The following is a 20,096-nucleotide window of genomic DNA, read 5'->3' on the forward strand; positions in this document are numbered from 1 at the left end:
ATCCCGCGCCTGCCCTTTTTGTTGCGTGAAATCCGGACGGATCGCCGGGCCGGCCGACGGGCCGAGGCTGGGACCGCGGAGCCGTCCGGCTCAGGCGGCGCGGGCGGCCTGGAGCGCCAGCGGCAGCTCGACGCGGAAGACGGCGCCGGCGCCGGGTCGGCCATCGGCGGTGATCGTCCCGCCCATCAGCTGCACCAGGCCATGGCAGATCGCCAGGCCCAGGCCGACGCCGCCGAACCGGCGGGTGAGCGAGCCGTCGGCCTGTTCGAAGGCCCGGAACAGCCGCGGGCCGACCTCGGCCTCGAACCCGACGCCGGTGTCGCGCACCTCGATCGCCAGGCCCCCGGCGTCGGCGCGGGCGAGCGACAGCACGACCTCGCCGGCGTCGGTGAACTTCACCGCATTGTCGAGCAGCTTGGCGATGATCTGGCCGAGGCGCCGGGGATCGGCCTGCGCGACGCCCTGGGCGTCGGCGGCGACCTTCACCTCGAACCCCAGCCCCTTCTCCGCGGCCTTCGCGCGGGCGGCGGCCGCGGCGGCGTGCGCCAGCGGCCCGATCTCGGTCGGCTCGGGGGCCAGCGTCAGCCCGCCGGCGGTCAGGTCCAGGGTGTCCAGCAGGTCGGCCACCACCCCGTGCAGCTGATCGGCGGAGGCATTGATGATGCCGGCCATGCGCTGCTGCTGCTCGCTGAGCTCGGTCTTGGTCAGCATCTGGCCCATGGCGATCATGCCGTTCAGCGGCGTGCGCAGCTCGTGGCTGACGATGACCAGGAATTCGTCCTTGGCCTTGTTGGCGGCCTGGGCCTCGCCCATGGCGACGCGCAGCTGTTCGTTGGTCTGGACGAGCTCGACGGTGCGCGCGGCGATCTTCTGCTCCAGCTCCTCGTTGGAGCGGCTCAGCGCCTCGTTCGCCCGCCGCACATGCTCCTCGGCCCGGCGGCGGCCGGCCTGGGTCGACACCCGGGCGAGCGCCACGGAGAAGTCCACCGGCTTGGTGATGTAGTCGTTCGCGCCCAGGGTCAGCGCCTCGACGATGTCCTGGCTCTCGGTCTTGCCGGTCACCATGATCACCGGCAGGGCGATGTCGGTGTGATGCTCGCGGATGCGCCGCAGGACCTCCAGCCCGTTCATGTCCGGCATCATCACGTCGAGCAGGACCACGTCGAAGGTCTGGCGCTCGATCTCGGCCAGGGCGCCCAGGCCGCTGTCGGCCTCGGCGATCTCGAAGCCGCGGCGCTGGAAGCGCCGGCCGAGGATGGCGCGGTTGTCGGCGATGTCGTCGACGATCAGGATCCGCGTCGGCGTCTCGTCGCTGTTCGGGTAAGCGCTGTCGTCGAGCATCCGAAACCTGTCCCCCTGTCGCCCGGGCGAGAGAGTGGCAGGGCGCCTGTTAAGTAATCGTGCACGAACACCTGCAACGCGGACGCCGATTGCAGCAAAGAGTGGCGCCGAGGCGCGCCATACGGTCGCACATCGTCGGCGACACGTCATGCGTGTGTCGGATATCAGTGTTACCGCGCCTCAGTCTTTCTTAAGGTTTACGGCTCTATTGGTCAGCCGAAGATTCAAAACACTCAGGACTTCGGTGATGTCTGCAATCAAACAAGCGGCCCTGGCCGCACTGGCCGTCGCGGCGATCTCCACGACCGCCCACGCCCAAACCACGGACCAGTGGTTCGTGCACGCCGGCCCGGCCCTGGTGGCCCCCGACGAGAGCGCCACGATGACGGCGGGCGGCCAGGCGGTGCCCGGCGCCAACGTCTCCATCGACTCGCGCTGGACGTTCGAGGGCGAGATCGGCCGCTATCTGACCCGCAACGTCGCCATCGCCGTGGCCGCCGGCTATCCGCCGACATTCACCGTGAAGACGGCCGGGTCGCTGAGCGGCCTCGGCACGGCCGGCCAGATGACCGGCGGCCCCGCCGGAATCCTGCTGCAGTACCACTTCAACCGCGAGGGCCGCATCCAGCCCTACGTCGGCGCCGGCGCCTCGTTCCTCGTGGTGTTCGGCACCAAGGACGGCGTGATGACCGACCTGAAGGCGAAGAGCGCCATGGGCACCGCCCTGCAGGTCGGCTCCGACTTCATGCTGAACGACCGCTGGGGCGCCTTCATCGACGTCAAGAAGGCCTGGGTCGGCACCCTGGCGACAGGCTCGATGGGTCCCAATCCGGTGCGCGCCAAGGTCAACGTCGACCCGCTGGTCACCAACATGGGCGTGACCTACCACTTCTGAGGTCGAGCTCGGGACCGGCGCCTTCGGGCGTCAGTCCCTGTTGCGGCGCTCGGGCCCCGTGTAGTCGGGGTCCGCCCGGCGCCGGCGGTCCGGCCCGAAATAGTCGGCGGAGCGCACGAACGGCCGCGGCGCGTGGATCAGCGCGTCCATGCGGCGTAGCAGGCCGGTGATCGTGAACGGCTTCGACAGGAACTCGGTGACGCCGGCGTCGCGCGCAGCCTTTACGCGCCGCTGCTCGGTGTAGCCGGTGAGCATCAGGATCGGCACATAGGGATTGGGGCTCGACGGGTCGCTGCGGATGCGGCGGACCAGCTGGATGCCGTCGTCGCCCTGGCCGAGGTTCTGGTCGACCACGACCACGTCGAACGGCATCTCCTTCATCAGCTTGAAGGCCCGATCGGGCGTGGCGGCGTCGGCGATATCCTGCGCGCCCACGCTGGCGAGGATCGATTTCACGATCTCCGCCGCATGGCGATTGTCGTCGACGACGAGAAGGCGAAGAGCTTTTAGATCCATTCGTTCCTGGGCGACTGTCCCAAATCTAGTGCGCGGACCGCTCGACCAGGACCGCCGGATGCTCTTGGCCCGTGCTCCGGGCGTGAATTGCGACGACCGTCACCAGGTCATCCTGCCATTTCCAGCCGACACTCGCCAAGGCCCAGCCGCTTTCTGGAACTTGCCCAGATGACGTCGGCTTCGCTAGCACCCATGGCGTGTGTAGCCCGCGAACGGGCGAAACCCTCGCGGCAAGCGCAGCCATGCCGCCGGTGGCTCCGGCAGAACCGCCAAACACAACCGCTAGTTGGATTTTACCCGTCAGCGGGAGATATCCGCAACCTCCGAGCTCGATCGCCCTCACGCCGCGGCGGGCGACAGCAGACCCTCGAAGAACGCCCGCACATAGTGGGAGGCGGCTGTCGCGGCGGTGATGTCGGGCGCCCACAGGTGCAGTTCGGCGGCGGCGTTGATCATGGCGGTGACCATCTGGGCGGCGATGTTGACGTCCACCGGCCGCACCGAGCCGTCGGCGATCCCGTCGCAGATGATCGAGGCGAAGCGGTGGGAGACGCGGTCGAACTGCGCCATCAGGTCCGGCTGGATGGCCTCAGGGACCGTGGTCAGGGCGGAGAGCCGCAGCAGCGGCAGGTCGCCGTCCAACTGGAAATGCACCAGGGCGGCGGAGGCCTGGGCCAGCACCTTCAGGCCCGAGCCGCCCTCGGCTTCGGCCGCGCGGATGGCGCGCCACATGATCTGGCAGGTGCGCTCGAAGCAGGCCACCACCAGCTCATCCTTGGTCGCATTGTGGTGGTAGAACGCCCCCTTGCTGACCTGGAGCCTGGCGGAGATCCGCTCCACCGAGGCGCCGTGGTAGCCCTCCTGGTTGATCAGGTCGGTGGCGGCGCGCAGGAACAGTTCCGCCGAGGCCCCGGCGCTGGGATCGCCCTCGCGCGCCAGGCGGGGGATCTCGAAGCCTGGCCAGGCCGCGCCCGGCGCCGCCAGGCCGTCCTCCAGCACCGACAGCATGCGGCTGGCCAGGCGGTCGTAGTCGCCGGGCTCGCTGCGCGTGATCCAGACCACCGACCACAGCACCTCCGACAGCAGCAGGTGCGCGCGGGCGTTGCGGTCGGTCCGCGCCAGCGGGGCGGCGGCCGGGCCCTCAAGCAGGTCGCGCGCATGCCGGAACATATCGACAAAAGCCTCGCCGAGCGGCCGGGCGTTCAGTGCGCGGACGTCGTTGAACACCGCGATCTGCTCGGCCTCGCCGAGGGCGACGCGGCGCTTGAAGTCGAAATAGGCTCCGATGAAACCGCGCAGCCGGGCGCGGTCGTCCGCCCCGCTCGCCTGGCCGGCGGCGATCAGCGCGTCGAAACGGTCGATGGCCCGCTGCAGGCAGGCGACCGCCAGCTCCTCCTTGTTCCGGAAGTAGTAGACGACGGCGGTGGGCACGAGGTCGAGGCGGGCGGCGACCTCGCCCAGCGTCATGCCGCGCACGCCCTTGCGGTTCAGCACCTCCACCGCGGAGGCGACAATGGCGTTGCGGCGCGCTTCGTAGCGCCGCGTCGGCTTGCGCGCGGCCGGGCCGTCGGGGCTTGCGGCGGCGCCTTCGGAGTTTGCGGCCATCCCGGTTCATAGCCAGAAACGCCGGCGCCGACCATTGGGCCTTACGACGTACGCGGACTGGGCGACGGCGCCATGTGACCGGACCATGGCAAATCGGAAAAGCTATGCTATCGCCTTGCGGCCGGGGGGCGACGGACGTGTCTGAGTTGGCGTGTGGGGGGCCATGACATTTCACCGGCGCGTGCTGGCTTGCGGATGCGGGAGCGGCGGACTGCGGCCCGCCCTGATCGTCCTGGCTTTGGCGGCTGGAGGCGTGGCGCGGGCCGACGAAGCGCCCCCTCCGCAATCGGGCTCAGGCGCGCTCGGCGCCCTCTCCCTGGACGAGCTTTCCGAGATCAAGGTCACCTCGGTGTCCAAGCGCGCCGAGCCGATCAGCCAGGCCCCCTCGTCCGTCTACGTCATCACTAACGACGCCATCCGCCGCTCCGGCGCGATCAGCATTCCCGAAGCCCTGCGCAATGCGCCGAACCTCGAGGTGATGCGGATCGACGCCCTGGATTATTCGATCACCGCGCGCGGCTTCGCCGGCTTCGAGGCGGCCAACAAGCTGCTGGTGCTGATCGACGGGCGCAGCGTCTACACCCCGCTGTTCTCCGGCGTGGACTGGGACCAGAACCAGGTCCTGCTCGACGATGTCGACCGGATCGAGGTGATCAGCGGTCCCGGCGGCACCCTGTGGGGGGCCAACGCGGTCAACGGCGTGGTCAACATCACCACCCGCAGCGCCTTCGACACGCAAGGCTCCCTGGCCGAGGTCAATCTCGGATCTCTCGATAGCGACGTCCGGCTTCGCTACGGCGGACAGCTCGGGGAGTCCGCCGCCGGCCGCATCTACTTCACGGCCTTCAGGCGCGGCGAGCTGCGCAAGGACGACGGCGCCCATGCCAACGACGGCTGGGACGGCGTGCAGGGCGGCTTCCGCACCGACTGGGCCGGCGACCGGGACACCCTCACCCTGCAGGGCGACGCCCACGACGGCACGATCAGCGACTCCCTGGGTCTGCCCGGCTATGTGCGCGGCGGCAACGTCCTGGGCCGCTGGACGCGGCGGATGGAGAACGGCTCCACCGTCGAGCTGCAGGCCTACTACGACCAGTTCGCCCGCAACGCGCGGCTGATCCACGACGGCCTGAAGACCTATGACATCCAGGCGCAGCACGCCTTCAGCTGGCTGGGCCGCCACCAGATCATCTGGGGCGGCGGCTACCGCATCACCGAGGACGACTTCTACACGCTCACCGAACCGCAGCTGCTGACCCCGACCCACCGTCGCGTCGACATCGGCAACCTGTTCGCCCAGGACGAGTTCGCGGTGCGGACCGACCTGACCCTCACGCTGGGGCTGAAGCTCGAGACCAACACCTATACCCGCGCCGAGCTGATGCCGAACGCCCGCCTGGGGTGGCGGGTGTCGGACCGGCAGTTCCTGTGGGCGGCGGTGTCGCGGGCGGTGCGCAATCCCTCGCGGATCGAGCGCGACTTCTCCCTCCCCGGGATCGTCGATCCGGGCCACATGGGCTCGGAGAAGCTGATCGCCTACGAACTGGGCTACCGCGGGCGGATGACGGACGCCGCCAACGTCTCCGTTTCGCTCTACTACAACGCCTACGATCAGCTGCGGACCAACGACCTCAGCCCCGGCGGGGTGCTGCCGATCTATGTGGGCAACTCCATGGAGGGCGACACCTACGGGATCGAGGCCTGGGCCGACTACGACGTACGCTCCTGGTGGCGGCTCAGCGTCGGCGGATCGATCCTGGGCAAGGACTTCCGGCTGAAGCCCGGCAGCCTCGACATCGCCCAGTTCGAGGCCGCCGGGGTCGATCCCGACTACTGGGTCAAGCTGCGCTCGCAGATGCGGCTTGGCGACCGGGTCACGCTGGACGCCGGCCTGCGCTACTACGACGCCATCCCGACCTCGCAGGCCTCCGGCTATGTCGGCGCAAAGGCCTATCTGGACGGCGACCTGCGGCTGGCTTGGCGGGTCACCGACGCCCTGGAGCTCTCTCTGGTCGGGCAGAACCTGCTGCACGACCGGCACGCCGAAGCGAGCGAGTCCCGGCGCGACAAAATCCAGCGCAGCGTCCTCCTCGGCCTTCGCTGGGTCCACTGAATGAGGGGCGTGCGCAGAGCCCTGGGTCTGCTGACGCTCGCCGCGCTGTGCGCCGCGGCGACGGTCGGCGGCGCGTGGGCGCAGCCGACCCTGGAGTTCTCCGTCAAGGCCGCCTTCCTGACCAAGTTCCCGGCCTTCGTGACCTGGCCGGAAAGCGCCATGACGCCGTCGGAGCCGCTGCGCATCTGCGTGGTGGGCGACGACCCCTTCGGCCCCGCCCTGGAGCAGAGCGCGCAGGGCCGGGCGCTGGAGGACCACCCGCTCGCGGTGCGCCGGCTGGCCGTCGTCGACCGCGCCAGCGGCTGCCACGTGCTCTACGCTCTCGGTTCTTCGCGGCAGTCCGCGGCCCAGGCGCTGCAGGCCGTGCGCGGCGCGCCCGTGCTCACAGTCACCGATGCGGCGCAGGGAGGCGCGCGCGGCATGATCCACTTCGTGGTGTTCCAGGATCGCGTCCGGTTCCAGATCGACGCCCTCCAGGCGGCGCAGAGCGGCCTGTCGATGAGCTCAAAGCTGCTGGCCCTGGCGCTGACGGTGAAGCGATGATCCCGCCGGGCCTGCAAAGCGAGCGGAGACGGGTGAACCTGGCCTGGGCCAGCGTCGTCGGCCTGCTGATCGCCGGCGTCCTGCTGGGCTCGCGGGCGGAAATCGCCTACCGCCACCAGGCGCAACGGCAGGCGCAGGTGCAGGCGGAGATCCTGGCGGCCAGCGTCACGGCCGCGCTCGCCTTCGACGACCGGCCCACCATCCGTGAATACGTCGACGCCCTGCGCGTCAATCCGCAGGTGGCGATCGCCGCGGTCTACGACGCCGCCGGCGACCCGGTGGTCACCTACGCCCGCAACGGCTCTCACGCCGCCCCGCCCCGCATCGGGCCGCCCGGGAGCCGCACGACGCAGGGCGTGGTGCGGGTGACCACGCCGGTCACCGAGCACGAGGTCCAGCTCGGCAAGGTCTATGTCGAAACCCTGCCGGAGCCGCTGTCCAGCGTGTTGGCCCGGCATTCCGGGCTCGGCCTGCTGCTGGTCATGGCCTTCCTGCTGCTGGGCCTGATCACCCGCGCCGCCGCCCAACTGCAGCGACGCGCCGAGCAGCTGGCCGACGCCAACGCCCGGCTGCAGGTGGAGATGGCCGAACGCGAGCGCGCCGAAGAGGCGCTGCGCCAGAGCCAGAAGATGGAGTCCCTGGGCCAGCTCACCGGCGGCGTGGCGCACGACTTCAACAACCTGCTGACCGTCATCATGGGCGGGCTGGAAACCATCGGGCGGCATCTGGCGAAGCTGCCGTCGAACGCCGAGAACGCGCGCCTGCACCGCGCCCGCGACATGGCCATGTACGGGGCGGAGCGGGCCGCCACCCTGACCGCGCGCCTGCTGGCCTTCTCGCGCCGCCAGCCCCTGCAGCCGCAGGCGATCGACCCGAACAGGCTGGTCAACGGGATGAGCGAGCTGCTGCAGCGCACCCTGGGCGAGACCGTCACCCTGCAGATCGTGCTGGGCGCGGGCCTCTGGCGCACGCACGCCGACCCCGGCCAGCTGGAGAACGCCGTGCTGAACCTGGCGGTGAACGCCCGCGACGCCATGGAGGGCGGCGGCCGGCTGACCATCGAGACCGCCAACGCCTCGCTGGATTCCGGCTACGTCGAACAGCTGCCGGAAACCCTCGCGGCCGGCCAGTACGTGCTGATCGCGGTGACCGACACCGGGTCCGGCATGGACGAGGAGACCGTGACCCGCGCCTTCGAGCCCTTCTTCACCACCAAGGACGTCGGCAAGGGCACGGGGCTGGGCCTCAGCCAGGTCTACGGCTTCGTCCGCCAGAGCGGCGGCGTCGTGCGGATCTACAGCGAGCCCGGCCAGGGCACGACGGTGAAGATCTACCTGCCGCGGTTCCTGGGGGCCGAACAGGAGATCGCCACGCCGCGGGCGCTCGACGCCTCCACCCTGCTCGGCGACGAGGTGGTGCTGCTGGTCGAGGACCACGACGAGCTGCGGGCCTATTCCAGCGGCATCCTGCGCGAGCTCGGCTATCAAGTGCACGAGGCCGCCGACGGGGCGAGCGCGCTGGAGGTCATGGCCAACATCCCCGACATCGTCCTGCTGTTCACCGACGTGGTGCTGCCGGGCGGCATGAACGGCCGCCAGCTGGCGGACAAGGTGCGCGAGGCGCGGCCGGAGCTGAAGGTGCTGTTCACCACCGGCTACACGCGCAACGCCATCGTCCACAACGGGACCCTGGATCCGGGGGTCGAGCTGATCACCAAGCCGTTCAGCTTCGACGACCTGGCGGTGAAGCTCCGCCACGTGCTCGACGCCTGATCGCAGCCCGGGCGGTTCGCACGCGCGGGGCCGGGCGCGCCGGAACCAAGCGGGGAGCTTTGCAATTTGTGCAGCGTCAGCGTGGAGGAAACCGATGACAAGGCTGCACAAACCGGTCCGTCACAAGGTCCGGCCGGGCGCGTCCCGGGTCCGGCGACTTGATTCCCCGTCCCGCCTGCGCCCGCGCGCCAAGCTGGTGCAGGAGGACCCCCAACCCGACCTGAGCGGCCTCATCCTCTACGGCCAAGCCTGAGTTCCGGCTAGGGGCCGGCCGCGACCTCGCCCAGCTGCTTGTCCTGGGCGGCGGGGGCCGGCGGCACGATCCGCAGGCGCAGCAGGCTGACCCCCGCGGCCAGCACCGCGACGACCGCCGCCGTGGACAGCGCCGCCGTGGTCGCGTGGGTCCCGGCCAGGTGGAAGAAGACCGCCGTGGCCAGCGCCCCCGCCGTCTGGCCCAGCAGCCGGGCGGTGGCCAGCATGCCGCCGGCCGCGCCGCTCCGGTGCAGGGGCGCAGACGCCACCAGCGCGCGGTTGTTGGGCGCCTGGAAGAAGCCGAAGCCGAGGCCGCAGACCGCCATCCGCCAGGCGATGTCCAGGTTCGACGCGCCCGGATGGATCAGCGACAACAGGGCCAGGCCCGCCCCGAACACCGCCAGCCCGATCCCGCCCAGCAGACCCGCCGGATAGCGGTCCGCCAGCCGCCCGGCGATCGGCGCGGCGACCCCTACGGCCAGCGGCCACGGCGTCATCAGCAAGCCGGTCTCCACTGCGCTGCGCCCGAGCGCGCCCTGGAAGTAGAAGGGCAGCGCCACATAGGCCAGCATCTGGGCGCCGAACGACACGATCGAGGTGGCGATCGACAGGCCGAAGATCGGGATCCTCAGCAGGTCGAACGGCACCAGGGGCGCAGGCCTGCGCAGTTCGCGCCGCGCCAGCAACGCGCCCGCCGCCACGCCCACCGCCAGCTTCGCCAGGCCGACGCCGACGCCGTCGCGCACCAGGCTCTCCGCCCCCAGGATCAGGAATCCGAAGGTCACGGCGTTGAGCACGGCGGAGATCACGTCGAAGCTGCGACCCGAGCCGACCGTGCGCGGCAGGGCCTGGCTGGCGATGGCGATGGTGACCACGCCGATCGGCACGTTGATGGCGAACAGCCACTCCCAGGAAGCCTTGGCCAGGATGGCGGAGGCGACGGTCGGCCCCAGCGCCGCGGAGATCGAGATCACCACCGCGTTCAGCCCGATGCCGCGGCCCAGCTGCCGGCTGGGATAGGTGAAGCGCACCAGCGCGCTGTTGATGCTCAGCACCCCGGCCGCGCCGAGGCCCTGCAGCACCCGCGCCGCGGTCAGCTCCGCCAGGGTGTGGGAGAGCGCGCAGCCGAGCGAACCGAGGGTGAAGACCGTCAGCCCGACCATGTAGACGCGGCGATAGCCCAGCCGGTCGCCCAGCGCCGCCAGCGGCAGCAGGCAGACGGTGATCGCCAGCTGGTAGGCGTTGACGATCCAGATCGAGGACGCGGCGCTGGCGTTGAGCTCGCGCGCGATGGTCGGCAGCGCCACATTGGCGATGGAGCCGTCCAGCACGGTCATCGATATCGCCAGCCAGATGGTCAGCACCGACCAGTACCGGCGCGGCGCGGGCAGGCCGTCCGTCGGCTCCGCGCGCTTGGCGTCGGACTCGGTCAGGGATTTCTGCATGGCCGGAAAACACCTCAGGCGGCGTCCGTATCCCGCCCGGATGTCGCGAGGACAAGCCCGAACCGGGCTGCGAAGCTAGGCCGGCACGCTGATCGTCGGCCGGGCCTTCACGCGTCCGAACCAGGCCGTCAGCTTCTCGAACGAGGGGTCGAGCGGCTGGCCCACCACGGCCCCGAACTCCAGGAAGCTGAACAGCAGGATGTCGGCCAGGGTGTATCGCTCGCCGGCGATCCAGGGTCCCTGGAACTGCTCTTCCAGCCATTCCAGGCCGTCGCGGGCGATCGCCTTCAGCCCCGGCGCGGCCTCCGGCAGGCAGCGCATGCGGCCCTGGAACAGCGGCAGGCCCTCGGCGTAGCGGAAGCCGTTGGCCATCGGCTCGCAGACCTTGAGGTCGACGCGCCGGGCCCACATGCGCGCGGCGGCCCGCTCCTGCGGGGTCGACCCGATCAGCGGCGGGCTCGGGTGCAGTTCCTCCAGGTACTCGCAGATGGCGATGATCTCGGTGATCCGCGCGCCATCATTGAGCTCCAGCGCCGGCAGTTGCCCGGCCGGATTGATCTTCAGGAAGGGCTCGCGCCGGTTCTCGCCGCCCCGCAGGTCGACCTCGACGGTGGGGATCTGGAGACCCTTTTCGGCGATGAACAGGGTCACCGTCCGCGGGTTGGGGCCGATCGAGGTGTAGAGCTTCATGGCGGGCCTTCCTGTGCTTTTCGGAAGGCTAAGGCTCCGCCGTGCGAGGCGTCAACGAATCAGCGCGCTGGGGCGAAGTTCGTTAAAAATCCATTCGCATAGCCCGCCTGGGGGTGGCGTTTTGTCGCAGATCGGTATATAAGGCCGCGCCATGATCGACCGACAGTTCAAGCCAGACCTGACAGGATCGGACGAGACCCTCGAGCATCTGCTCGCGCGCCTCCGGTCCTTCAGCAAGCTGCGGCCCGTGCACCCGCGCGGCCGCGATCTGCCACCGGATTTCGGGTCGCTGGTGACCTCGCGCCGGCCTCCGGGCGGGGCCGGCGGAGCGGAAGCCCCGATCCCCGTCGAGCGCCCGATCGCGGACCTCTACGCCCCGACCTGAGGCGCGCCGCGTCACGCAACCTGTACGCCAGCTTGGCCGTTCCCTGCCCGCCTTAAGGGAACGCCGCATGAAGATCGCCGTCGCACTGAGCGCCGCCGCACTCGCCCTGCCCGCCCCGGCGCTGGCCGGCGAGGCCTTCCTGGGCGCCTACGCCCACGCCGTCGACCTGCACGTGGCCATCGACTACTCCGACGAGACCGGGGCGCAGATCGTCGGCGGCTATCGCACCGATCCGGTGGCGGCGTTGCACCTGATCGGCCGCCCGCGCCTCTACGTGCTGGGCGCGGCGAACACCGCCGGCGGCATCGACTACGCCGCCGCCGGCCTGTCCTGGCGCTTCGACCTCGGCCGACGGTTCTATGTCGAGCCGGGCATCGGCGGCGCGATCCATTCCGGCGACGTCAACTTCCCCTCGCCCTTCGATCCGGGCCTCTCCGCGGCCGAGCAGGCGCGGCGGCTCAACCACGTGCGGAACGACCTCGACCTAGGCTCCAGGGTGCTGTTCGAGCCGGAACTGTCGCTGGGGTGGCGGGCCACCGAGCGCCTGGCCTTCGAGGCCTCCTGGATCCACCTCAGCCACGCCCAGCTCGCCGGTCGGCAGAATCCCGGCCTGGACGACGTCGGCGTGCGCGCCGTCTACCGCTTCGGCCCCTAGGCCCGCCCGTCAGCGGCGGACGGGCGCCGGCTGGGCGCGCGCGGCCTTCACCGCCTTCTGGTGCGCCATGTGGTGGCCGACCGCGCAGCCGCCGATCGCGCCGACGGTGGCGTGATGGCCCGCCAGATGGCCGGCCACTCCGCCGACCACCGCGCCCTTGAGGCAACCCTTGGCGTCGGCGGCTCCGAACCCGGCGAGGCTGATGACGACGGCGAGGCCGCCGGCGGCGATGATCTTCATGTGAGGTCTCCCTGTTGCGGGAGATACGCCGCAGCGGGCGTTCCGTTCCAGCTAACGACCCTCGAACGCCGGCGCCCGCTTGTCGTTGAAGGAGGCCACGCCCTCCCGCCGGTCGGCGGTCTTGAACAGCCGGTTGTAGGCGGTCAGCTCCATCTCCATCGCCGCCGCCAGGTCGAGGGAATGGCCTTCGCGGACCACGTGCTTCAGGGCCCGCACGGACAGCGGGGCGTTGGCCGCGATCCGGCCGCCCACTTCGCGGACGGTCGCCATCAGCGCCTCGGGCGCGGCGACGCCGTTGACGACCCCATAGTCCAGCGCCTCGGCGGCGGTGAACGGCCGGCCGGTGGTCAGCAGCTCCAGCGCCCGCCGCTCGCCGACCGCCCGGCGCAGCAGCTGCGTCCCGCCCAGGCCCGGCATGATCCCCAGGCCCGCCTCGGGCAGGCCGAAGCGGGCGGTGTCGGCGGCATAGGCGAAGTCGCAGGCCAGCGTCATCTCGCAGCCGCCGCCCATGGCCGCGCCGTTCACCGCGGCGATGACCGGGACCGGAACCGCGAGCTGGGCGCGGATCATCGCCTCGAAGATCCGGTGCTGGGCGGCCCAGGCCTCGTCGGTCATGCCGTTGCGTTCCTTGAGGTCCGCACCGGCGCAGAAGTGCCGCCCCTCGGCCGCCAGCACCACGCAGCGCAGGTCCGGCCGGGCGGCGATCTCGGTCCAGGCCAGCAGCAGCTCCTCGCCCATCCGCGTGTTCAGCGCGTTGGCCGCCGCCGGGCGGTCGAGGGTGACGATGACGAGGCCAGGCGCGGCCTCCGCGAGCTTGAGGGTTTCGGGCATCAGAAGGACTTCGGCTGGCCCAGCACGTGGGTGGCCACATGGCTGAGGATGAGGTTCGTGGAGATCGGCGCGACCTGGTAGAGCCGGGTCTCGCGGAACTTGCGCTCGATGTCGTACTCCTCGGCGAAGCCGAAGCCGCCGTGGGTCTGGACGCACATGTCGGCGGCGTACCAGGAGGCTTCGGAGGCCGTGAGCTTGGCCATGTTGGCCTCGGTCCCGCAGGGTTCGCCGGCCTCGAACAGGGCGGCGGCGCGATCGACCATCAGGCTCGCCGAGGTCATCTGGACATAGGCCCGGGCGATCGGGAACTGCACGCCCTGGTTCTCGCCGATCGCTCGGCCGAACACCTCGCGCTCCTTGGCGTAGGCGCTGGCCCGGTCGATGAAGAACCGCGCGTCGCCGATGCACTCGGCGGCGATCAGGATGCGCTCGGCGTTCATGCCGTCGAGGATGTAGCGGAAGCCCTTGCCCGCCTCGCCGACCAGGTTCTCCGCCGGCACCACGAGGTCCTCGAAGGCGAGCTCGGTGGTGGCGTGGTTGAGCATGGTCCGCACCGGGCGGATGGTCAGGCCGTTCCCGACCGCGGTGCGCATGTCCACCAGCAGCACGCTCATGCCGTCGGACGGTTTGGCCGCCTGCTCGCGCGGCGTGGTGCGGCAGAGCAGGACCATCAGGTCGGAATGCTCGGCCCGCGAGATCCACAGCTTGCGGCCGTTGACGACGTAGGTGTCGCCCTCCCGCCGCGCGGAGGTGGTGATGCGGGTGGTGTCGGTGCCGGCGTCCGGCTCGGTGACGCCGAACGCCTGCAGCCGCAGCTCGCCCGACGCCACCTTGGGCAGGTAGGCGTCCTTCTGGGCCGGGCTGCCGTGCCGCAGGATCGTGCCCATGGTGTACATCTGGGCGTGGCAGGCCGCGCCGTTGCAGCCGGAGCGGTGGACCTCCTCCAGGATGGCGACGGCCGCCCCCAGACCCAGGCCGGAGCCGCCGTATTCTTCCGGGATCAGCACCGACAGGAAGCCGGCCTCGGTCAGCGCCGCCACGAACTCGGTGGGATAGGCCCGCTCGCGGTCGAGCGCGCGCCAGTAGGGGCCGGGAAAGCGGGCGCAAAGCTTGCGCACCGCCTCACGGATTTCGGGGAAGCTCTCGCTCATCGCCGCATCTGTGCCACGCTCGTGGCTGGAGATCGATCTTCAAAGGTGGTCATCTCTGCGCAACGGCGGGAGGAACGCCATGAGCCAACTGAGCTATGTGCACGGCGCGAGCGCAAAGCCGCTGCTGGGCCAGACCATCGGCGCCTGCTTCGACGAGGTGGCCGACGCCCACGCCGAACGCCTGGCGCTGATCGTCCGTCACCAGGCGATCCGCTGGAGCTGGGGCGAGCTGAAGGACCGCGTGGACGCCCTGGCCGCCGGCCTGCTGGCGCTGGGGCTGGCGCCCGGCGACCGGGTCGGCGTGTGGGCGCCCAACTGCGCGGAGTGGACGGTGACCCAGTTCGCCACCGCCAAGGTCGGCCTGATCCTGGTCAACATCAACCCGGCCTACCGGCTGACCGAGGCCGAGTACGCGCTGAACAAGGTCGGCTGCAAGGCGCTGGTCACCGCCGTGGCGCACAAGACCAGCGCGTACCTGGCGATGCTGCGCGCGCTGGCGCCGGAGCTCGCCACGACCCCGCCGGGACAGCTCGCCGCCGCGCGCCTGCCCGACCTGCGGCTGGTGATCACCCTGGGCGAGGACGCCCACGCCGGCTGCCTGCCGTTCGCGCAGGCGCTGGCCGCCGGCGGCGAGGCCGACCGCGCTCGCCTCATGGAGATCGGGCCGACCCTGCAGTTCGACGACGCCATCAACGTCCAGTTCACCAGCGGCACCACCGGCTTCCCGAAGGGCGCGACCCTGTCGCACCACAACATCCTCAACAACGGCTACTTCGTCGGCGAGGCCATCGGCCTGCAGCCGGGCGAGAAGCTCTGCATCCCGGTGCCGCTCTACCACTGCTTCGGCATGGTGATGGGCAACCTGGCCTGCCTGACCCACGCCGCGACCATGGTCTATCCCAGCGAGGGCTTCGACCCGCTGGCGGCGCTGGAGGCGGTGGAGGCCGAGCGCTGCGACGGCCTCTTCGGCGTGCCGACCATGTTCATCGCCGAGCTGTCGCATCCGGAGTTCGCGCGGTTCGACCTGACCTCGCTGCGCACCGGGATCATGGCCGGCTCGCCCTGCCCGATCGAGGTCATGCGCCAGGTGATCGACCGCATGCACATGCCGCAGGTGACGATCGCCTACGGCATGACTGAGACCTCGCCGGTGAGCTTCCAGTCGGGCGTGGACGACGCCCTGGACGTTCGCGTCTCGACGGTCGGCCGCATCCAGCCGCACCTGGAGGTGAAGATCGTCGACGCCGAGGGCCGCATCACGCCACGTGGCGAGCCCGGCGAGCTGTGCACGCGGGGCTATTCGGTGATGCTCGGCTACTGGGACGACGACGCCAAGACCCGCGAGTCCATCGACCCGGCCGGCTGGATGCACACCGGCGACCTGGCGACCCTCGACGCCGACGGCAACTGCAACATCGTCGGCCGGATCAAGGACATGGTCATCCGCGGCGGCGAGAACGTCTATCCGCGCGAGATCGAGGAGTTCCTCTACCGCCACCCGGCGATCCAGGACGTGCAGGTGATCGGCGTGCCGGACGCCCGGTACGGCGAGGAGCTCTGCGCCTGGATCGTGCTGAAGCCCGGCCAGCCGCTGGAGGCCGAGGCCGTGCGGGACTTCTGCCGCGGCCAGATCGCCCACTACAAGATTCCAAGGCACATCCGTTTCGTGGAAGCCTTTCCCACCACCGTCACCGGCAAGGTGCAAAAGTTCGCCATGCGCGAGGCGATGATTGCAGAACTTGACCTTGTGCTGGAAAAGACGGCCTAGGCGTTCGCCACAACCTGCGAGACCCGTCCCGGATGAGGAAGCTCCCCACCGCCGTCGATCCTGCGTCGCAGGCCTTCGCCGCCAATGCCGAGGTGAACCGAGGGCTGGCCCAGGAGCTGCGCGAGCGCGCCGCCAAGGCCGCGCTGGGCGGACCCGAGGAGTCGCGCAAGCGCCACGCCGGCCGCGGCAAGCTCCTGCCGCGCGAGCGGGTCATGCGGCTGCTCGACGCCGGGGCGCCGTTCCTGGAGGTCGGCGCGCTCGCCGCCTACGGCCTCTATGACGACGAGGCGCCGGCCGCCGGCGTGATCACCGGCATCGGCCGGGTCTGCGGCCGCGAGGTGATGATCGTCGCCAACGACGCCACCGTGAAGGGCGGCGCCTATTTCCCGCTGACCGTGAAGAAGCATCTCCGCGCCCAGGAGATCGCCCTCCAGAACCGGCTGCCCTGCGTCTACCTGGTGGACTCGGGCGGCGCGAACCTGCCGCACCAGGCCGAGGTCTTCCCCGATCGCGACCACTTCGGCCGCATCTTCTTCAACCAGGCGCGGATGAGCGCCGAGGGCATCGCCCAGATCGCCTGCGTGATGGGCTCCTGCACCGCCGGCGGCGCCTATGTGCCGGCGATGAGCGACGAGACGGTCATCGTGCGGGGTCAGGGGACGATCTTCCTCGGCGGCCCGCCGCTGGTGAAGGCCGCCACCGGCGAGGTGATCTCGGCGGAGGAGCTGGGCGGCGCGGACACCCACGGCCGCCGCTCCGGCGTGGTCGACTACGTGGCCGACGACGACGAGCACGCCCTGGCCATCGTCCGCAACATCGTCGCCAACCTGAACACCCCCCGGCCCGTCGGCCCGGAGATGGCCGAGCCGCGGCCGCCGGCCTATGACCCGCAGGAGCTCTACGGCATCGTTCCCACCGACGTGCGCGCGCCCTACGACGTTCATGAGGTGATCGCCCGCATCGTCGACGGCTCGGCCTTCGACGAGTTCAAGGCGCTGTACGGCGCGACCCTGGTCTGCGGCTTCGCCCGCATCTGGGGCTATCCGGTCGCCATCCTCGCCAACAACGGCGTGCTGTTCTCGGAGAGCGCGCTGAAGGGCGCGCACTTCATCGAGCTGGCCTGCAAACGGAAGATCCCGCTGGTGTTCCTGCAGAACATCTCCGGCTTCATGGTCGGCGGGAAGTACGAGGCCGGCGGCATCGCCAAGGACGGCGCCAAGCTGGTCACCGCCGTCGCCTCCGCCGAGGTCCCGAAGTTCACCGTGCTGATCGGCGGTTCGTTCGGGGCCGGCAACTACGGCATGGCCGGCCGAGCCTTCTCGCCGCGCTTCCTGTGGACCTGGCCCAACAGCCGCATCTCGGTGATGGGCGGCGAGCAGGCCGCCAGCGTGCTGGCCACCGTCAGGCGCGACGGCATGGAGGCCAAGGGCCAGAGCTGGTCGGCCAAGGCCGAAGCCGCCTTCAAGGCCCCGATCCGCGAGCGCTACGAGACCGAGGGCGATCCCTACTTCGCCACCGGCCGGCTGTGGGACGACGGGATCATCGACCCGGTCCAGACCCGCGACGTGCTCGGCCTGTCCATCGCCGCGTCCCTCAACGCCCCGATCCCCGAGACGCGCTTCGGCGTGTTCCGGATGTGAGGCTGCGCACGATGGCGACATCGATGGCGCGCCAGCGCCGCCCGGTCCGACACCAAGACCACCAAGGCCACGAAGCCGGGGGCGCCGGACAGCCTTGGTGGTCTTGCTGGTCTTCGTGTTTGCGAATAGCGGCGCCTGCGGCGCGAGGGCTTGTCTGATGTTCCGTTCCGTCCTGGTCGCCAACCGCGGCGAGATCGCCCGCCGGGTGTTCGCCACCGCCCGCCGCATGGGCCTGGAGACGGTCGCCGTCTTCTCCGACGCCGACGCCGACGCCCCGCACGTACACGACGCCGACGCGGCCGTCCGGATCGGCCCCGCGCCGGCCCGCGACAGCTACCTCGTGCCCGAGAAGATCATCGCCGCCGCCCGCGCGTCGGGCGCCGAGGCCATCCACCCCGGCTACGGCTTCCTCTCCGAGAACGCCGCCTTCGCCGAGGCGGTGATCAAGGCCGGCCTGGTCTGGGTGGGCCCGCCGCCCTCGGCGATCCGCGCCATGGGGCTGAAGGACGCCGCCAAGGCGATCATGGACAAGGCCGGCGTGCCGGTGACCCCCGGCTACATGGGCGCCGACCAGGCCGAGGCCCGGCTGCAGAAGGAGGCCGACCGCATCGGCTATCCGGTGCTGATCAAGGCCGTGGCCGGCGGCGGCGGCAAGGGCATGCGCCGCGTCGATCGCGCCGAGGAGTTCGCCGCCGCCCTGGGCGCCGCCAGGCGCGAGGCCAAGGCCGCGTTCGGCGACGATCGGGTGCTGCTGGAGACCTATGTCACCCGCCCGCGGCACATCGAGGTGCAGGTGTTCGCCGACAGCCACGGCAATGTGGTCCACCTCTATGAGCGCGACTGCTCCCTGCAGCGCCGCCACCAGAAAGTGATCGAGGAGGCCCCTGCCCCCGGCATGGACGCGGCCACCCGCGCCGCCGTCACCGAGGCTGCGGTCAAAGCCGCCCGCGCGGTCGGCTACCAGGGCGCCGGCACCGTGGAGTTCATCGCCGACGCGAGCGCAGGCCTGCGCGCCGACCGCATCTGGTTCATGGAGATGAACACCCGCCTGCAGGTAGAGCACCCGGTCACCGAGATGGTCACCGGCCTCGACCTGGTGGAGTGGCAACTGCGGGTCGCGGCCGGCGAGCCGCTGCCGCTGGCGCAGGACGAGATCACCCTCAGCGGCCACGCCGTGGAGGCCCGGCTCTACGCGGAGAACCCGGCGAGCGGCTTCCTGCCCTCCACCGGCAGGCTGGAGCATTTCCGCCTGCCGCTGGGCGTGCGCGCCGACTCCGGCGTCGTCGAGGGTGGCGAGGTCACCCCCTTCTACGACCCGATGATCGCCAAGCTGATCGCCTACGCCCCGACCCGCGACGAGGCGATCGCCGACCTGGCCGCGGCCTGCGACGAGGTCGAGGTCTGGCCGGTGAAGACCAACGCCGGCTTCCTGGCCCGCTGCCTGGAGGAGCCGGACTTCATCGTCGGCGACGTCGACACCGGCTTCATCGAGCGGCGTCTCGAGGAGTTGATCGAGCCCTGGCCGCCCTCGCCCGCGGCGCTCTCCGCCGCCGCCAGCGCAGCGATGCTTGCGGAGGAGGACGGCCTTTCCGGAGCCGCGCCGTCGCCGTGGCGCGAGCTCGCCGGCTTCCGGCTGAACGCCGAGCCGGAGACCGCGGTCCGCCTGTTCCTGGACGGCAAGCCGGTGCTGGCCGGCCCCTCGGAAAGCGCGCCCGCCGCCCGCTCGGTGATGCTCGGCGACGAGGGCGAGGTCGTCGTCTTCGAGCACGGCGAGGCCTACGTCTTCCTCAGCCACCCTCCGGCCGGCCGCGGGGCCGACGCCGCCAGCGACGGCCAGGTCCGCTCGCCGATGCCCGGCAAGGTGACCGGCCTGTCGGTCAAGCCCGGCGACGCCGTCGCCAAGGGCCAGCCGCTGCTGACCCTGGAAGCCATGAAGATGGAGCACGCCCTGACCGCCCCCTTCGACGGCACGGTGGCCGAGGTGGCGGTCGAGGTCGGCTCCCAGGTCGCCGAAGGCGCCGTGCTCGTGAAGCTGACGGCCGCCGAGTAAGCGCCCTTAGACCGACCCACACACCCGGTCATCCCCGCGAAAGCGGGGACCCAGGTGTTTTGGTGTTTCGGACGCGCGGCTGCCGATCCAAGCCCGGCCATGGAAAAAGCCTGGGTCCCCGCTTTCGCGGGGATGACCGGAGTAGTTCCTGAGCAGCGCCACCTTGCCCTCACCGCCGTTGGCGCGGATGCCGGCGAGGCCTGG

At 70.7% G+C, this 20,096-nt stretch carries 17 protein-coding genes; 9 read left to right on the top strand and 8 right to left on the bottom strand.

Annotated elements, in window-relative coordinates:
* Positions 1–90: 90 nt before the first annotated feature.
* On the bottom strand, positions 91–1,341 hold the full coding sequence (locus DJ021_RS03675; RefSeq protein WP_165837102.1) for a response regulator: 1,251 nt from the start codon (positions 1,339–1,341) through the stop codon (positions 91–93).
* Positions 1,342–1,588: 247 nt separating this feature from the next.
* Between DJ021_RS03675 and DJ021_RS03680 the strand changes: the two genes are divergently transcribed.
* Positions 1,589–2,236 carry an OmpW/AlkL family protein gene (locus DJ021_RS03680; RefSeq protein ID WP_165837103.1) on the top strand — a complete coding sequence of 216 codons (648 nt, stop codon included), beginning with the start codon at positions 1,589–1,591 and terminating at the stop codon, positions 2,234–2,236.
* A 30-nt stretch (positions 2,237–2,266) separates the two neighbouring features.
* Here the strand turns inward: DJ021_RS03680 and DJ021_RS03685 are convergent, their stop codons facing one another.
* The gene (locus DJ021_RS03685; RefSeq protein ID WP_111456259.1) at positions 2,267–2,752 is read right to left on the bottom strand and encodes a response regulator; all 486 of its coding nucleotides are present in this window, start codon (positions 2,750–2,752) and stop codon (positions 2,267–2,269) included.
* A gap of 339 nt (positions 2,753–3,091) precedes the next feature.
* Complete coding sequence (locus DJ021_RS03690) at positions 3,092–4,357, bottom strand: TetR/AcrR family transcriptional regulator (RefSeq protein ID WP_111456260.1); 1,266 nt, start codon at positions 4,355–4,357, stop codon at positions 3,092–3,094.
* 253 nt (positions 4,358–4,610) lie between these two features.
* Between DJ021_RS03690 and DJ021_RS03695 the strand changes: the two genes are divergently transcribed.
* The 3 genes from DJ021_RS03695 to DJ021_RS03705 are packed head-to-tail and all read left to right on the top strand — an operon-like array spanning position 4,611 to position 8,785.
* A complete protein-coding gene (locus DJ021_RS03695; protein ID WP_165837104.1) occupies positions 4,611–6,470 on the top strand; it encodes a TOL_0244 family TonB-dependent receptor in 1,860 nt (619 codons plus the stop codon).
* Positions 6,471–6,479: 9 nt separating this feature from the next.
* Positions 6,480–7,013, top strand: coding sequence for a TOL_0243 family YfiR-like periplasmic protein (locus DJ021_RS03700; RefSeq protein WP_165837105.1), 534 nt, complete (start codon positions 6,480–6,482; stop codon positions 7,011–7,013).
* Positions 7,014–7,045: 32 nt separating this feature from the next.
* Positions 7,046–8,785, top strand: coding sequence for an ATP-binding protein (locus DJ021_RS03705; protein ID WP_207801760.1), 1,740 nt, complete (start codon positions 7,046–7,048; stop codon positions 8,783–8,785).
* Positions 8,786–9,045: 260 nt separating this feature from the next.
* On the opposite strand, the gene DJ021_RS03710 is transcribed toward DJ021_RS03705, so the two are convergent.
* Positions 9,046–10,482 carry an MFS transporter gene (locus tag DJ021_RS03710; protein ID WP_111456264.1) on the bottom strand — a complete coding sequence of 479 codons (1,437 nt, stop codon included), beginning with the start codon at positions 10,480–10,482 and terminating at the stop codon, positions 9,046–9,048.
* Positions 10,483–10,557: 75 nt separating this feature from the next.
* Positions 10,558–11,172: a glutathione S-transferase family protein gene (locus tag DJ021_RS03715; RefSeq protein WP_111456265.1), complete on the bottom strand. Its 615-nt coding sequence runs from the start codon at positions 11,170–11,172 to the stop codon at positions 10,558–10,560.
* A gap of 151 nt (positions 11,173–11,323) precedes the next feature.
* Between DJ021_RS03715 and DJ021_RS03720 the strand changes: the two genes are divergently transcribed.
* Both DJ021_RS03720 and DJ021_RS03725 read left to right on the top strand, forming a co-directional pair.
* On the top strand, positions 11,324–11,557 hold the full coding sequence (locus DJ021_RS03720; protein ID WP_111456266.1) for a hypothetical protein: 234 nt from the start codon (positions 11,324–11,326) through the stop codon (positions 11,555–11,557).
* 67 nt (positions 11,558–11,624) lie between these two features.
* A complete protein-coding gene (locus DJ021_RS03725; protein WP_111456267.1) occupies positions 11,625–12,212 on the top strand; it encodes an acyloxyacyl hydrolase in 588 nt (195 codons plus the stop codon).
* Between the two features lie 9 nt (positions 12,213–12,221).
* Here the strand turns inward: DJ021_RS03725 and DJ021_RS03730 are convergent, their stop codons facing one another.
* The 3 genes from DJ021_RS03730 to DJ021_RS03740 are packed head-to-tail and all read right to left on the bottom strand — an operon-like array spanning position 12,222 to position 14,434.
* Positions 12,222–12,452 carry a hypothetical protein gene (locus DJ021_RS03730; RefSeq protein WP_111456268.1) on the bottom strand — a complete coding sequence of 77 codons (231 nt, stop codon included), beginning with the start codon at positions 12,450–12,452 and terminating at the stop codon, positions 12,222–12,224.
* A 51-nt stretch (positions 12,453–12,503) separates the two neighbouring features.
* Positions 12,504–13,283 carry an enoyl-CoA hydratase/isomerase family protein gene (locus DJ021_RS03735; protein WP_111456269.1) on the bottom strand — a complete coding sequence of 260 codons (780 nt, stop codon included), beginning with the start codon at positions 13,281–13,283 and terminating at the stop codon, positions 12,504–12,506.
* Positions 13,283–14,434: an acyl-CoA dehydrogenase family protein gene (locus tag DJ021_RS03740; RefSeq protein ID WP_111456270.1), complete on the bottom strand. Its 1,152-nt coding sequence runs from the start codon at positions 14,432–14,434 to the stop codon at positions 13,283–13,285. The genes DJ021_RS03735 and DJ021_RS03740 overlap by 1 nt, the downstream gene beginning before the upstream one ends.
* A 79-nt stretch (positions 14,435–14,513) precedes the next feature.
* Here DJ021_RS03740 and DJ021_RS03745 point away from each other — a divergent pair, with 79 nt between their 5' ends.
* The 3 genes from DJ021_RS03745 to DJ021_RS03755 all read left to right on the top strand — a co-directional run bounded on the left by DJ021_RS03745 (position 14,514) and on the right by DJ021_RS03755 (position 19,892).
* Positions 14,514–16,202: an AMP-binding protein gene (locus tag DJ021_RS03745; RefSeq protein ID WP_111456271.1), complete on the top strand. Its 1,689-nt coding sequence runs from the start codon at positions 14,514–14,516 to the stop codon at positions 16,200–16,202.
* 32 nt (positions 16,203–16,234) lie between these two features.
* Positions 16,235–17,842 (top strand): carboxyl transferase domain-containing protein, encoded by a 1,608-nt coding sequence (locus tag DJ021_RS03750; protein ID WP_111456272.1) that lies wholly within the window; start codon positions 16,235–16,237, stop codon positions 17,840–17,842.
* A 157-nt stretch (positions 17,843–17,999) separates the two neighbouring features.
* Positions 18,000–19,892: an acetyl/propionyl/methylcrotonyl-CoA carboxylase subunit alpha gene (locus DJ021_RS03755; protein WP_111456273.1), complete on the top strand. Its 1,893-nt coding sequence runs from the start codon at positions 18,000–18,002 to the stop codon at positions 19,890–19,892.
* The last annotated feature ends 204 nt before the right edge of the window (positions 19,893–20,096 follow it).

The organism is Phenylobacterium hankyongense (assembly GCF_003254505.1).
Classification (GTDB): domain Bacteria; phylum Pseudomonadota; class Alphaproteobacteria; order Caulobacterales; family Caulobacteraceae; genus Phenylobacterium; species Phenylobacterium hankyongense.